Source organism: Streptomyces sp. ITFR-16 (genome assembly GCF_031844705.1).
GTDB lineage: Bacteria > Actinomycetota > Actinomycetes > Streptomycetales > Streptomycetaceae > Streptomyces.
The window spans coordinates 5727318-5740658 of the sequence record NZ_CP134609.1 but is presented as its reverse complement, the minus strand read 5'-3'; the positions used below and the strand labels follow the sequence as shown (position 1 = coordinate 5740658).

The following is a 13341-nucleotide window of genomic DNA, read 5'->3' as shown; positions in this document are numbered from 1 at the left end:
CACCCGCACGATCCCCGAGAATGGTCGACCGGGGCTACCACTGGAACAAGTTCTCGTTACAGTGGACGGCGGCGCGTCGTGGCCGTACCCCGCACGCCGCCGAGGCCGCGCAGAGAGGGGGAGTCCATGACGCAGGTGATCAACCACGGTGGGGGCGTCCACAGCATCGAGGTCCCCATCCCGGACAACCCGCTGGGCCACACCCTGGTGCACGTCCTGGACACCGACCGGGGCCCCGTCCTGATCGACACCGGCTGGGACGACCCGGCGGCCTGGGACACCCTCGCGGCCGGGCTCGGAACCGTCGGCGTCGGCATCGCGGACATCCACGGGGTGGTCGTCACCCACCACCACCCCGACCACCACGGGCTGTCCGGCCAGGTCCGCGAGGCGTCCGGGGCCTGGATCGCGATGCACGCGGCCGACACCGCGATCGTCCGCCGCACCCGTGCGTCGCAACCCGGCACCTGGCTCGCGTACCTCGCCGCCAAACTGGCCTCGGCCGGCGCCCCCGAGGACCACATCGCCCCGCTGCTCGCCGCCCGTGAGAAGGGCGGCCGGATGCGCACCCTGCCCGGGCTGCGGGCGGCGCTCCCGGACCGCGAGATCGTGCCCGGCGAACTCCTCGGCCTGGCCGGCCGCAGGCTCCGCGCGATCTGGACCCCCGGCCACACGCCGGGCCATGTCTGCCTGCACCTGGAGGAGGAGCACCCGGCCGGCCTCCCGGGGCGCGGCCGGCTCTTCTCCGGCGACCATCTGCTCCCCGGCATCAGCCCGCACGTCGGCCTGTACGAGGACCCGGACGAGGTGACCGCCACCGACCCGCTCGGCGACTACCTCGACTCCCTGGAGCGCATCGGCCGGCTGGGCGTGGCCGAGGTGCTCCCGGCCCACCAGTACGCGTTCCCGGACGCGGCCGGCCGCGTCCGCGCACTCCTGGACCACCACGAGGACCGCCTCACCGGTCTGCTCACCCTGCTCGCCCGGCCGCTCACCCCGTGGCAGCTGGCCGAGCGGATGGAGTGGAACCGGCCCTGGGCCGACATCCCCTACGGCTCACGCAACATCGCGGTCTCGGAGGCCGAGGCGCATGTGCGGCGCCTGGTGAAACTGGGGCGCGCGGAGGCGGTGCCGGGGAGCGATCCCGTGACGTACGTTGCGGTGTGATGACAACCCTTGCCGTGACCGGGCACCTGAATCTGTCCGAGGAGAGCGTGCCGCTCGTGCGCGCCGCCCTGCGCACCCTGATCGCCGGGTACGGCGACGGCCTCACCGGAATGTCCTGCATGGCGGCGGGGGCCGACACCCTGTTCGCCGAGGAGATCACGGCCGCGGGCGGCCGTCTGGTCGTCGTGATCCCCTCGCGGGACTACCGGGCCGGGGTGGTCTCTCCCGGCCACGCGCCCGTCTTCGACCGGCTGGTGGGGGCCGCCGCCGAGGTGCTGACGCTCCCTCATGAGACGGCGGGCCCGGCCGCGTACGCGGCGGCCAACGCCGAACTGCTCCGGCGGGCCGACCGGCTCGTCGCCGTGTGGGACGGCGACGACCCGCCGGGACGGCCCGGCGGCACGGCCGACGCCGTGGCGCGGGCGCGTGCCGCCGGGCTGCCCGTCGACGTGGTGTGGCCGGCCGGGGCGGGGCGCACGCCCTAGGGCCGGAGGGGCCCTAGGCGGCGTCCGGGTTCAGCGCGCCGAGTATCGCCCCGGCCTCGCGGCGGTGGGTGGCGATCAGGACCGGGCGGTCCTCGTCGACGCATTCGATGACGGCGGCGTCGTAGCCGTAGGTGGTGTACCAGCCGTCCGGGTCGCCCGGGCGGTGCAGGGACCGTACGCCGCGCACGGTCAGGCTCTTCGGGAGCACTCTGCGCGCGACACGGCCGTCCGGGTCCGGGGTGGCGGCCGGGCGGCCGTCGCCGAGCACCAGGACGCCGAAGCCGGCCACGCTGTACGGGACGTCGCCGTGGACCGTCGCGGACACGCACCGCCTCTCCCGCACGGGGACCGGGACGATGTCGCTCGTGTCGGCGGCCCGCGCCGAGCGGCGCTGCGTCCACCAGCCGCACAGCGCGCCGAGGCCCAGGGCCGGCGGAAGGGCGGCCGCCGTGACCACGAACGCCTGGGTGATGCTCGCGGCCTCCAGGCCGGCGACGCAGCCGGCGCACGCCATGACCGAGCCGGCCACCGGCCACAGGGCGAAGGTCCAGTGCGCGGTCCGCGCCGGGGCGGCGGAGGAGCGGTAGCGGTAGCGGTACCACCAGACGGCCCAGAGCAGGATGAGCCCGAAGGGCAGCAGCAGGAGGCCGGCGGCCACCGGGACGCGCCAGTCGTCGGCGGGCGACCGCTCCGTCTCCTGGGCCGCGTCGCCGAACCGCACCGTGAGGATCTCGCCGCGCCAGTAGGTGAACGTCACCTCGTCGCCCGTACGCACCGTGTCGTACACGGGCGCCGAGCCGATCATGCGGAGCCGGTGCGTGCGGTTCCCGGGCCCCTCGCGCTCGGCCAGGGTCAGTTCGTGGTGGATGCTCTTGCCGCTCCGGACGTCCTCCTTCGCCTCCACCGTCGCCGGGAGCGTCGTCGTGCAGTCGCCCGACCGGGGCTCCCCGGCCGCGCAGACGGGCGCGGCGGCATAGGCCTCGCGCTCCGCCACCGTGCCCGGGACGAGCGCGAGCAGGCCGGCCGCGACCAGGACGCACAGCAGGCCCACGCACAACGGCACCAGCGTCTTCCAGCGCTCGAGCCCCGGTGGTGTCTCCGGTCTTTCGTCCCTCGCCGTGTCCATCCCCGCCCCTCCCCGTTGGTCCCGCCCGTATTCTGCCCCGGCCGCGACGCCCGGTCAGGGGCCCCGTAGTGACCGACCGGTAGAGTGTGGGGGTCGTCATCATGCCCGTTCAGGGGGAAGCCGGTGCGAATCCGGCACTGACCACGCAACCGTGAACCGCCGTCGCCGGCGGAAGTCGGAATGCCCTGTCCGCGTCGTGACCGGCTCGTGCCGTCGGGACCCCCCGGCGGCCGGCACCGTCGAGGTATACGGAGCCGGAGCCTGGTGCCTGTGTGTGCCGGTGCCCGGTTCCCCCAGGAGAGGCCCCGCCCGCCATGACCGTACGCCGCAGCGCCGCCGCGCTCGCCGCCACCGCCACCGTGCTCTGTGCGGCCGCAGTCCCGGCCGCAGTCGCCGCGCCGTCCCCCTCGCCGTCCGCGGCGCTGCCCTCGGGGCTCTACGGCACGAAGGACCCGACGTACGACGGGGTGTGGCGGCAGTCGCTGGCCTTCGCCGCGCAGCGGGCCGCGGGCGTCACGCCGGCCGCGAAGGCGGTGGACTGGCTGACGGGTCAGCAGTGCGTCAGCGGGGCGTTCCCCGCGTACCGCGCCGACGCCTCCGCCGCGTGCACCGACAAGACCATGGTCGACACGAACGCGACGGCCGCCGCCGTCCAGGCCCTGCACGAGGTCGGCGGGCACGAGGACGCCGTCGCCAACGCCACCTCCTGGCTGAAGTCCGTGCAGAACGAGGACGGCGGCTGGGGCTACACCGCCGGCGGGCCCAGCGACGCGAACTCCACCTCCGTCGTCATCGGCGCCCTCTCCCGGACCGGGGAGAAGCTCGGCGATGTGACGACGGACGGCGGCAAGACCCCCTACGACGCGCTGCTCACCTTCGCCATCCCGTGCGGCGGCAAGGACGGCGGCGCCTTCGCCTACCAGCCCGACAAGGCCGGGAAGCTCGTCGCCAACGGCGACGCCACCGCGGCCGGGGTGCTCGGCGCGCTGGGCAAGGGCTTCGTCGTCGGGAACACGGCGGCGGTCAAGGACCCCAGCTGCCACAAGGGCACCCCGCTCAAGCCCGAGCAGGCCGCGCAGAACGGCGCCTCCTACCTCGCCGGCGCCCTCGCGAAGAGCGGTCACCTGGACGCGCCGCCGATGCCCGGAGCCGAGGACAGCACCCCGCAGCCCGACTTCGGCAACACCGCCGACGCTGTCGTCGCCCTGTCCGCCGCCGGCCACCAGGACAAGGCGGCCGCCTCCGTCGCCTGGCTGGAGAAGAACTCGGCCGCCTGGGCGAAGGACAACGGCCCCGCCGCCTACGCCCAGCTGATCATGGCCGCCCGCGCGACGGGCACCGACGTGCACGACTTCGGCGGCACCGACCTCGTCACCCTGCTGAACGCGACCGGCCCCGAGCCCGCCGCCGTCAAGAAGCCCAAGGCGAGCGCCACCGAGGAGGAGGAGCGCAAGGACAGCGGCGACGGGGACGGGATCGGCGGTGTCTGGTGGTTCGTCGGGATCGGGCTCGCCGTCGGCGCGGGTGCCGGCTTCCTGATCAGCGGCCGCCGCAAGAACCAGCAGCTGTGAGCCGCGCCGGAAGGGCCACCGCGCTGCTGGTGGTCCTGGGCGCCGTTCTGGCCGTGCTCGGCGCGGGGCCGGCCCAGGCGGCCGGCTACCGCTACTGGTCGTTCTGGGAGGGGTCCGCGAGCGGCTGGACGTACGCCACCCAGGGGCCGTCGCTGGTCCGCCCGGACGACGGGTCGGTGCAGGGCTTCCGGTTCTCCGTGAGCGCCGACTCGCAGGACGCCTCGAAGCCGCGCCGCTCCCCCGACTTCGGGAAGATCTGCGCGGACACCCCCGCGCGGGACGGCAGCAAGCGGGTCGCGCTCGTCATCGACCCCGGCACGGCCGCCGACGCCCCGGCCGGGGAGACCCCGCCCGCGCTGCGGACCGCCTGTGCGCGGGTCCCGCGGGACGCGAGCAGCGCGGACGCGCTCGCCTCGGTGGCCAAGCCGCTGCGGTACGGCGACGCCGCGCTGCTCTGCGCGATCTCCGGCTATCCGGCGACGGGCTGCGGCGAGCAGGTCTCCGGGGACCGGAAGAAGGACAGCGGCGGGAAGCCCACGGCGACGGCCGCCTCCAGCGGCGACGGCTCCTCCTCCGGCGGCGGCCCGTCCGCCGGGATCCTCGTCGGGATCGGCGCCGTCCTGCTGCTCGGCATCGCCGCGGTCGCGCAGGCCCGCCGACGCCGCGGATGACCGGCCCGGCATCCGGCCCCGGGCGCGCCCCGGCGGACCGGTTCCGCTCCTGGCGCGCCCCCGCCGCCACCCGGAGCAACGCGCTGCCCGCCGGGGCCTGGTGGCTCTGGGCGCTCGGGCTCGCCACCGCCGCGTCCCGGACCACCAACCCGCTGCTGCTCGGCCTGCTGGTCGGGGTGGCGGGGTACGTCGTGGCCGCGCGCCGGACGGACGCGCCGTGGGCCCGGTCGTACGGGGCGTTCATCAGGATCGGGCTGTTCGTCATCGGGATCCGGCTGCTGTTCTCCGTCTTCCTGGGGTCGCCGATCCCGGGTACGCATGTGGTGTTCACACTGCCCGAGGTGCCGTTGCCCGACTGGGCGAAGGGTGTGCGGATCGGGGGCCGGGTCACCGCCGAGCAGCTGCTGTTCGCGCTGTACGACGGGGCGAAGCTGGCGGCCCTGCTGATCTGCGTCGGTGCGGCGAACTCCCTCGCCAACCCGGCCCGGCTGCTGAAGTCGCTGCCCGGCGCGCTGTACGAGGCCGGGGTCGCGGTCGTCGTGGCGATGACGTTCGCCCCGAACATGGTCGCCGACGTGATGCGGCTGCGGACCGCCAGGCGGTTGCGCGGCCGGCCGACCGGCGGGGTCGGGGCCGTGCTCCAGATCGGTCTGCCGGTCCTGGAGGGCGCGCTGGAACGGTCGGTCGCCGTGGCCGCGTCGATGGACGCGCGCGGCTACGGGCGCACCGCGCGGGTGCCGGCCGCGGTCCGGCACACCACCAACGTCCTCACCCTGGGCGGGCTGCTCGGGGTGTGCGCCGGTACGTACGGGCTGCTGGCCGCGCAGGGTGCGGTGTACGGGCTGCCGCTGCTGCTCGGCGGGCTCGCCGCGGCGATGGCCGGGCTGCGGCTCGGCGGGGCGCGCTCGGTACGGACCCGCTACCGGCCCGACCGGTGGGGCGCGCGGGCCTGGCTGGTCGCGGGCTCCGGTGCGGCGGTCGCGGTGGCGATGATCTGGGCGGGCGGCGCGGATCCGGCGGCGCTGCACCCCGGTGTCGTACCGCTGACCGCGCCCGTGCTGCCGCTGTGGCCCGCCGCCGCGGTGCTGATCGGCCTGCTGCCCGCGCTGGTCGCGCCCGTCCCGCCCTCCCCCACAGGCTTCGAGGAGCAGGTGTGATCCGGTTCGACGATGTCTCGGTGACCTACGACGGTGCTGAGCGCCCCACCCTGGCGAGGGTCGATCTGACCGTCCCGGAGGGTGAGCTGGTGCTGCTCGTCGGGCCGTCCGGTGTCGGCAAGTCGACACTGCTGGGCGCCGTCTCGGGGCTCGTACCGCATTTCACGGGCGGCCGGCTGGCCGGGCGGGTCACGGTGGACGGGCGGGACACCCGTACCCACAAGCCGCGCGAACTGGCCGATCTGGTCGGCACGGTGGGGCAGGACCCGCTCTCGCACTTCGTCACCGACACGGTCGAGGACGAGCTGGCGTACGGGATGGAATCGCTGGGACTGGCCCCCGACGTGATGCGGCGGCGGGTCGAGGAGACCCTCGATCTGCTGGGCCTGGCCGGGCTGCGCGACCGGCCGATCGCCACGCTCTCCGGCGGCCAGCAGCAGCGCGTCGCGATCGGCTCCGTCCTCACCCCGCACCCCCGTGTCCTCGTGCTGGACGAGCCGACGTCCGCGCTGGACCCCGCAGCCGCCGAGGAGGTCCTCGCGGTGCTCCAGCGGCTCGTCCACGACCTGGGGACGACGGTCCTGATGGCGGAGCACCGGCTGGAGCGCGTGGTGCAGTACGCGGACCAGGTCGTCCTGCTCCCGTCGCCGGGCGCCGCCCCCGTCATGGGCGCGCCCGCCGACGTCATGGCGGTGTCCCCGGTGCATCCGCCGGTCGTCGCGCTCGGGCGGCTGGCGGGCTGGGAGCCGCTGCCGCTCTCGGTACGGGACGCCCGGCGCCGGGCGGCGGGGCTGCGCGAGCGCCTCGCGTCCACCTCGCCGGGGCCGGTCGGCGCGTCGGACGGGCCGGCGCCGCCCGCCCCGGCGGCCGCCGCTCCCCTTCCGGCCGCGCGGCGGACCGCCCTGGGCCGACTGTTCGGCCGGGGCCCGCAGGAGAGCGCCGCGCCGGAGCCCGTCACCGACGCCACCACCCGGGTCGAGCGGCTGGGGGTGCGGCGCGGCCGGATCGAGGCCCTGCGCCGGGTCACGCTCACCGTCGCCCCCGGCGAGACCGTGGCCCTGATGGGGCGCAACGGCGCCGGCAAGTCCACCCTGCTCGCCGCCCTCGTCGGCATGGTCGAGCCCACCTCCGGCAGCGTCCTGGTGGGCGGCCGGACCCCGCACCGCACCCCGCCGCGCGAGATGGTGCGCCGCGTCGGGCTCGTACCGCAGGAGCCGCGCGATCTGCTGTACGCGGACACCGTCGCGGCCGAGTGCGCGGCGGCCGACGCCGACGCGGGCGCCGCGCCGGGCAGCTGCCGGGCACTGGTCTCCGAACTGCTGCCGGGTGTCGCGGACGCCACCCATCCCCGCGATCTCTCCGAGGGGCAGCGGCTCGCGCTGGCCCTCGCCCTCGTGCTCACCGCCCGGCCGCCGCTGCTCCTCCTGGACGAGCCGACCCGGGGTCTGGACTACGCGGCGAAGGCCCGGCTCGTCGGGGTGCTGCGGACGCTGGCGGCCGGGGGACACGCGATCGTGCTGGCCACCCATGACGTGGAGCTGGCCGCCGAGCTGGCCCACCGGGTGGTGATCCTCGCCGACGGCGAGGTCGTCGCGGACGGGCCGACCGCCGAGGTCGTGGTCTCCTCGCCCGCGTTCGCCCCGCAGACCGCCAAGATCCTCGCCCCGCAGGAGTGGCTCACCGTGCCCCAGGTGCGCGCGGCCCTGGGGGGTGGCGCATGAGCGGCGCGACGGGCCGGGTCCGTCCGGTGCGGCTCGGGCCGCGTGCCGTCGCCGCGCTGGTGCTGATCAGTGCGATCGGGGTGGCCGCGTTCGGCTGGCCGCTGCTGGCGGGGCCGGACTCCGGGCTCGCGCACGCGCAGGACGCGCCGTGGCTGTTCGCCGCGCTGCTGCCGCTGCTGGTCGGCGTGGTGGTCGCGATGATCGCGGACGCCGGTCTGGACGCGAAGGCGGTGGCGATGCTGGGGGTGCTGGCCGCGGTGGGCGCGGCGCTGCGCCCGCTGGGGGCGGGTACGGCCGGTCTGGAGCCGATGTTCTTCCTGATGGTGCTGAGCGGGCGGGTGCTCGGGCCCGGCTTCGGCTTCGTGCTGGGCTCGGTGACGATGTTCGCCTCCGCGCTGCTGACCGGCGGGGTCGGCCCGTGGATGCCGTTCCAGATGCTGGCGATGGGCTGGTTCGCGATGGGCGCGGGGCTGCTGCCGGGTCCGGAGCGGCTGCGCGGGCGCGGTGAGCTGCTGATGCTCGCCGGGTACGGAGCGTCGGCCTCGTTCGCGTACGGCACGGTCATGAATCTGTACGGGTGGACGATCGTGCCGGGTCTCGGCTCGGGCATCTCCTTCCACCCGGGTGACGCGCTGGGCGAGAACCTGGTGCGCTTCCTCGCCTACTGCGCGGCCACCTCGCTCGGCTGGGACCTGGGCCGTGCCGTGCTCACCGTCGTCCTCACCCTGACCGTCGGGGCGGCGCTGCTCAAGGCGCTGCGCCGGGCCACCCGCCGCGCCGCCTTCGAGGCCCAGGTCACATTCGAGGTCCCGCCGGAGTGAGGGCACCCACAGGACCTTGGTCCTGTACGAAGCGGGATAGGAGGGCGGGAGCGGGCCAAAAGACCCCCGCTTCACCCCCTGCGACCTGCTATGAAGCGTTTTGAGGCGGTTCGGGACCTTCGGCCCTGGGTGCGAGGCGGGGTCGTACCGGGGGTCGTTGCCACGGCGGAGCGGCGCCGCTAACCATGGAGACGTCGCCGAGCACCGCAGGCTCCACCGGAACGGAGTGCGGTCAACGGGCCCCGGTTCACGCAGGATCGAGACCGGGCCACGCGACTCCCCCGTACCCGACGTTAGGTTCCCTGTGTCGTTCGCCCGTAACCTTCTCGCCAAGCCCCGCAACGCCCGTCGCAAGTCCGCAGTCGCCGGTGCGGCCGTGCTGCTGAGCGCCACCGGTCTGGGCCTGGGTGTCTCCCCGGCCATGGCGGCTCCGTCCGCCGCGCCGACGTCCGCCGCCGCGAGCGCCCAGGACACGGCGAAGCAGATGATCGGTGACGACGCGCAGTTCCAGTGCTTCAGCAACATCGTCAGCCACGAGAGCGGCTGGAACCCGAGCGCGACCAACGCCTCCTCCGGCGCGTACGGTCTGGTCCAGGCCCTGCCCGGTTCGAAGATGGCGTCCGCCGGTGCCGACTGGCAGACCAACCCCAGCACCCAGATCAAGTGGGGCATGGACTACATGAACTCCCGCTACGGCAGCCCGTGCGGCGCCTGGTCCTTCTGGCAGGCCAACAACTGGTACTGAGCCGGCCAGGACCCCCTCAGGCAGTGACACCAAGGCACCGGACGCACAGCGGCCGGTGCCTTCGGCGTGCCCCGGACGCCCGGATGCCGCCCTAGAGCCGCTGGATGATGGTGCCGGTGGCCAGGGCGCCGCCCGCGCACATGGTGATCAGGGCGAACTCCTTGTCCCCGCGCTCCAGTTCGTGCAGGGCCGTGGTGATCAGCCGGGCGCCGGTGGCGCCGACGGGGTGGCCGAGTGCGATCGCGCCGCCGTTGACGTTGACCTTCGCCAGTCCGTCGAGGTCCCGGTCGAACTCCTGCGCCCAGCTGAGCACCACGGACGCGAACGCCTCGTTGATCTCCACGAGGTCGATGTCCCTGAGCGACATCCCGGCCTTGCCGAGCACCGCGCGGGTGGCGTCGATGGGGCCGTCGAGATGGAAGTGCGGGTCGGAGCCGACCAGCGCCTGCGCGACGATCCGGGCCCTCGGCCTGAGTTTGAGGGCCCGCGCCATCCGCTTGGAGGCCCACATGATCGCGCAGGCGCCGTCGGATATCTGGCTGGAGTTGCCCGCGGTGTGGATGGCGGTGGGCATCACCGGCTTGAGCGTGGCGAGCGCGTCCATCGAGGTGTCGCGCAGCCCCTCGTCCCGGTCGACGAGCCGCCACATGCCCTGCCCGGCGGCCTGTTCGGCCTCGGTGGTGGGCACCTGGACCGCGTACGTCTCCCGTTTGAACCGCTCCTCGGCCCAGGCGGCGGCCGCCCTCTCCTGCGAGCGCACGCCGAGTGCGTCCACGCGTTCGCGGGTGAGGCCGCGCTTGCGGGCGATGCGCTCGGCGGCCTCGAACTGGTTGGGCAGATCCACGTTCCACTCGTCCGGCCACGGCTTGCCGGGCCCGTGCTTGGAGCCGCTGCCCAGCGGCACGCGCGACATGGCCTCGACCCCGCAGCTGATGCCGACGTCGATCACCCCGGCCGTGATCATGTTGGCGACCATGTGCGAGGCCTGCTGCGAGGAGCCGCACTGACAGTCCACGGTCGTCGCGGCGGTCTCGTACGGAAGCCCCACGGTGAGCCAGGCGTTGCGCGCGGGGTTCATGGACTGCTCGCCGGCGTGGGTGACGGTGCCGCCGACGATCTGTTCGACGCAGTCGGCGTGGATGCCGGTCCGGCCGAGAAGTTCACGGTAGGTCTCACCCAGCAGATAGGCGGGGTGCAGATTGGCGAGCGCGCCTCCGCGCTTGCCGATGGGGGTGCGTACGGCTTCGACGATGACGGGTTCCGCGGCCATGAGCTCGTCCTCTCCTCACGCTTCCGCGGAGGCGTCCCGGCGCCCCGCGAAAGGAACTAGTACGCGTTCTAGTTCTGCAAGCAGTCTTATGAGGCTTACCCCCGGTACGCAAGGGTCGCGCACGCACCTTGCCCCGGCTTCGCGGCCAGCGCGCACCCCGGACCGGCCGGGTTCACCGATGCTTCACGCAACAGATCGGGCCATGCCCCTTGTCAGTTGTAGAACTCGTTACTACCTTTCGGGCAACTTCTGATGGGTCGTCAGACAGTGTGCGGACGGCTCTCGGACCGACCTGGAGTTCTTGACCTGGAGCTGCCGATGCCCTGCCCCCATCTGCCCGAAGGGTTCGACTTCACCGACCCCGACCTGCTCCAAGCCCGTGTTCCGCACCCCGAGTTCGCCCGGATGCGGGAGACCGCTCCGGTGTGGTGGTGCACCCAGCCCACCGGCATCTCCGGCTTCGACGACGCGGGGTACTGGGCCGTCACCCGGCACGCGGACGTCAAGTACGTTTCCACGCATCCCGAGTTGTTCTCCTCGCACACCAACACGGCCGTCATCCGCTTCAACGAGACGATCAGCCGTGACCAGATCGATGTCCAGAAGCTGATCATGCTGAACATGGACCCGCCCGAGCACACCCGGGTCCGCCAGATCGTGCAGCGCGGCTTCACCCCCCGCGCGGTCCGCTCCCTGGAGCAGGCGCTGCGCAGCCGGGCGCGCTCGATCGTCGAGACGGCGCTCGCCGCCGCCGACGAGGACGGCTCGTTCGACTTCGTGACCAACATCGCCGTCGAACTGCCGCTCCAGGCCATCGCCGAGCTCATCGGCGTCCCCCAGGAGGACCGGTCCCGGATCTTCGACTGGTCCAACAAGATGGCCGCGTACGACGATCCGGAGTACGCGATCACCGAGGAGATCGGCGCCGAGGCGGCCATGGAGATCGTCTCGTACTCGATGAACCTCGCGGCGGCGCGCAAGGAGTGCCCGGCCAAGGACATCGTCTCCCAGCTGGTCGCCGCCGAGGGCGAGGGCAACCTCTCCTCCGACGAGTTCGGCTTCTTCGTGATCCTGCTCGCCGTGGCCGGCAACGAGACCACCCGCAACGCCATCAGCCACGGCATGCACGCCTTCCTCACCCACCCCGAGCAGTGGGAGCTCTACAAGCGCGAGCGGCCGGGCACGACCGCCGAGGAGATCGTGCGCTGGGCGACCCCGGTGGTCTCCTTCCAGCGGACGGCCACCCAGGACGTCGAACTGGGCGGGCAGCAGATCAAGAAGGGCGACCGGGTCGGGCTGTTCTACTCCTCGGCCAACAACGACCCCGAGGTCTTCGACCACCCGGAGGACTTCGACATCACCCGCGACCCCAACCCGCACCTGGGCTTCGGCGGCGGCGGCCCGCACTTCTGCCTGGGCAAGTCCCTGGCCGTGATGGAGATCGACCTGATCTTCAACGCCATCGCGGACGTGCTGCCCGGCCTGCGGCTGACCGGGGACCCCCGGCGGCTGCGGTCGGCCTGGCTCAACGGCATCAAGCAGCTCCGGGTGAGCACCCCGGTCGCCTGACCGGGGCCGCCCGCGTCCCGGCGGGGGCGGGCACGGATCATGGCGGGCATGCATGCGCTGCTCTCCGGATTCGCCCCCATCTGGGTCCTGACGGGCATCGGTTACGCGGTCGCGCGCGGCGGCCTGCTCGGGGAGCACGCGGAGCGGGTGCTCGGCAGGTTCGTCTTCCATGTGGCCATGCCCGCCGCCCTGTTCACCGTGGTGGCAGGGTCCCGGCCGGCCGACTTCGCCCATCCCTCGATGGTCGCGTTCGCGGCGGGCACGGCCCTGGTCTGCGCGCTGGGGTTCCTGGCGGCCCGGCGGCTGTTCGGGCGCGGCCTGGCCGACGCGGCGATCGGCTCCATGGCCTCCGGTTACGTCAACTCCGCCAATCTGGGCATCCCGGTGGCGGTGCAGGTGCTCGGCGACGCCTCGTTCGTCGCCCAGGTCATCCTGTTCCAGGTGCTGGTGGTCTCACCGGTGATCCTCACGCTGCTGGACTCGGGTACGCGGACGGATGGCGGGCCCGCCGACGCGCGGCCCGGCGCCGGGCTGCGGCGGATGCTGACCATGCCCGTCCGCAACCCGATCATCATGGCCTCGCTGCTCGGGGTCGCCGTCTCCGCGACCGGGCTGCGGCTTCCGGCCGCCCTCGGCCACTCCTGCGACGTGCTGGGCGCGGCGGCCGTGCCGACGGCCCTGATCACGCTGGGCCTGTCGCTGCACGGCGGCCCGGGCGGCGCGAGCCGGGGGCGGGGCGGGCCGAGACGGCCGTCGCGGTCGGGCTGAAGACAGCGGCGCAGCCGCTGCTCGCCTACGCCGTCGCCGGTCCGCTGCTGCACCTGCCGGACCACCAGGTGCCGGCGGTGGTGCGCTGCTCGGCGCTGCCGACCGCGCAGAACGCCTTCGTCCACGCCCGCGAGTACGGCCTGGACACGGGCCTCGCCCGGGACTGCGTGGTCGCCTCCACCGTGGTCTCGATGCTCGCGCTGTCCCTCGCCACGTGGGCGCTGGGGCCCTCCCACTGAGCCGTCCGAGTGGCGGGCCCCGGCCGGCCGG

At 74.0% G+C, this 13341-nt stretch carries 13 protein-coding genes and 1 riboswitch; of the genes, 11 read left to right on the top strand and 2 right to left on the bottom strand.

Going from position 1 to position 13341, the window contains the following annotated elements; genetic code table 11:
• The first annotated feature begins 126 nt into the window (after window positions 1-126).
• Both RLT58_RS25375 and RLT58_RS25370 read left to right on the top strand, forming a co-directional pair.
• A complete protein-coding gene (locus RLT58_RS25375) occupies window positions 127-1167 on the top strand; it encodes a Strvi_7410 family MBL fold metallo-hydrolase (protein ID WP_311312667.1) in 1041 nt (346 codons plus the stop codon).
• Window positions 1167-1652 (top strand): hypothetical protein, encoded by a 486-nt coding sequence (locus RLT58_RS25370; protein WP_311312666.1) that lies wholly within the window; start codon window positions 1167-1169, stop codon window positions 1650-1652. The genes RLT58_RS25375 and RLT58_RS25370 overlap by 1 nt, the downstream gene beginning before the upstream one ends.
• Before the next feature lie 13 nt (window positions 1653-1665).
• Here RLT58_RS25370 and RLT58_RS25365 read toward each other — a convergent pair whose 3' ends face one another.
• On the bottom strand, window positions 1666-2778 hold the full coding sequence (locus tag RLT58_RS25365; protein ID WP_311312665.1) for a hypothetical protein: 1113 nt from the start codon (window positions 2776-2778) through the stop codon (window positions 1666-1668).
• 111 nt (window positions 2779-2889) lie between these two features.
• Window positions 2890-2964, top strand: a riboswitch (cobalamin riboswitch).
• A gap of 128 nt (window positions 2965-3092) precedes the next feature.
• On the opposite strand from RLT58_RS25365, the gene RLT58_RS25360 reads away from it, so the two are divergent.
• The 6 genes from RLT58_RS25360 (at window position 3093) to RLT58_RS25335 (ending at window position 9464) form a co-directional block, all read left to right on the top strand.
• Window positions 3093-4349, top strand: a complete 1257-nt coding sequence (locus tag RLT58_RS25360; RefSeq protein WP_311312664.1) for an SCO2321 family membrane protein — start codon at window positions 3093-3095, stop codon at window positions 4347-4349.
• Window positions 4346-5020 (top strand): SCO2322 family protein, encoded by a 675-nt coding sequence (locus RLT58_RS25355; protein WP_311312663.1) that lies wholly within the window; start codon window positions 4346-4348, stop codon window positions 5018-5020. Before RLT58_RS25360 ends, RLT58_RS25355 begins: the two co-directional genes overlap by 4 nt.
• Complete coding sequence (locus RLT58_RS25350) at window positions 5017-6177, top strand: energy-coupling factor transporter transmembrane component T (protein WP_311312662.1); 1161 nt, start codon at window positions 5017-5019, stop codon at window positions 6175-6177. The genes RLT58_RS25355 and RLT58_RS25350 overlap by 4 nt, the downstream gene beginning before the upstream one ends.
• The gene (locus tag RLT58_RS25345; protein WP_311312661.1) at window positions 6174-7898 is read left to right on the top strand and encodes an ABC transporter ATP-binding protein; all 1725 of its coding nucleotides are present in this window, start codon (window positions 6174-6176) and stop codon (window positions 7896-7898) included. The genes RLT58_RS25350 and RLT58_RS25345 overlap by 4 nt, the downstream gene beginning before the upstream one ends.
• Entirely contained in the window at window positions 7895-8719 is an 825-nt protein-coding gene (locus tag RLT58_RS25340) for an ECF transporter S component (RefSeq protein WP_311312660.1), read from the top strand. Before RLT58_RS25345 ends, RLT58_RS25340 begins: the two co-directional genes overlap by 4 nt.
• A 304-nt stretch (window positions 8720-9023) precedes the next feature.
• Window positions 9024-9464: an aggregation-promoting factor C-terminal-like domain-containing protein gene (locus RLT58_RS25335; RefSeq protein ID WP_311312659.1), complete on the top strand. Its 441-nt coding sequence runs from the start codon at window positions 9024-9026 to the stop codon at window positions 9462-9464.
• Between the two features lie 91 nt (window positions 9465-9555).
• On the opposite strand, the gene RLT58_RS25330 is transcribed toward RLT58_RS25335, so the two are convergent.
• Window positions 9556-10734, bottom strand: a complete 1179-nt coding sequence (locus RLT58_RS25330) for a steroid 3-ketoacyl-CoA thiolase (RefSeq protein WP_311312658.1) — start codon at window positions 10732-10734, stop codon at window positions 9556-9558.
• A 318-nt stretch (window positions 10735-11052) separates the two neighbouring features.
• Between RLT58_RS25330 and RLT58_RS25325 the strand changes: the two genes are divergently transcribed.
• The 3 genes from RLT58_RS25325 to RLT58_RS25315 all read left to right on the top strand — a co-directional run bounded on the left by RLT58_RS25325 (window position 11053) and on the right by RLT58_RS25315 (window position 13310).
• Window positions 11053-12303: a cytochrome P450 gene (locus RLT58_RS25325; protein ID WP_311312657.1), complete on the top strand. Its 1251-nt coding sequence runs from the start codon at window positions 11053-11055 to the stop codon at window positions 12301-12303.
• A 48-nt stretch (window positions 12304-12351) separates the two neighbouring features.
• On the top strand, window positions 12352-13071 hold the full coding sequence (locus RLT58_RS25320) for an AEC family transporter (protein ID WP_311312656.1): 720 nt from the start codon (window positions 12352-12354) through the stop codon (window positions 13069-13071).
• Between the two features lie 77 nt (window positions 13072-13148).
• Window positions 13149-13310 carry a hypothetical protein gene (locus RLT58_RS25315; RefSeq protein WP_311312655.1) on the top strand — a complete coding sequence of 54 codons (162 nt, stop codon included), beginning with the start codon at window positions 13149-13151 and terminating at the stop codon, window positions 13308-13310.
• The last annotated feature ends 31 nt before the right edge of the window (window positions 13311-13341 follow it).

Excerpts from the sequence above, each read along its gene's own strand:
- RLT58_RS25375 (WP_311312667.1), top strand. The coding sequence starts at position 127 with ATGACGCAGGTGATCAACCACGGTGGGGGCGTCCACAGCATCGAGGTC.
- RLT58_RS25370 (WP_311312666.1), top strand. The coding sequence starts at position 1,167 with ATGACAACCCTTGCCGTGACCGGGCACCTGAATCTGTCCGAGGAGAGC.
- RLT58_RS25365 (WP_311312665.1), bottom strand. The coding sequence starts at position 2,778 with ATGGACACGGCGAGGGACGAAAGACCGGAGACACCACCGGGGCTCGAG.
- RLT58_RS25360 (WP_311312664.1), top strand. The coding sequence starts at position 3,093 with ATGACCGTACGCCGCAGCGCCGCCGCGCTCGCCGCCACCGCCACCGTG.
- RLT58_RS25350 (WP_311312662.1), top strand. The coding sequence starts at position 5,017 with ATGACCGGCCCGGCATCCGGCCCCGGGCGCGCCCCGGCGGACCGGTTC.
- RLT58_RS25340 (WP_311312660.1), top strand. The coding sequence starts at position 7,895 with ATGAGCGGCGCGACGGGCCGGGTCCGTCCGGTGCGGCTCGGGCCGCGT.
- RLT58_RS25330 (WP_311312658.1), bottom strand. The coding sequence starts at position 10,734 with ATGGCCGCGGAACCCGTCATCGTCGAAGCCGTACGCACCCCCATCGGC.
- RLT58_RS25325 (WP_311312657.1), top strand. The coding sequence starts at position 11,053 with ATGCCCTGCCCCCATCTGCCCGAAGGGTTCGACTTCACCGACCCCGAC.
- RLT58_RS25320 (WP_311312656.1), top strand. The coding sequence starts at position 12,352 with ATGCATGCGCTGCTCTCCGGATTCGCCCCCATCTGGGTCCTGACGGGC.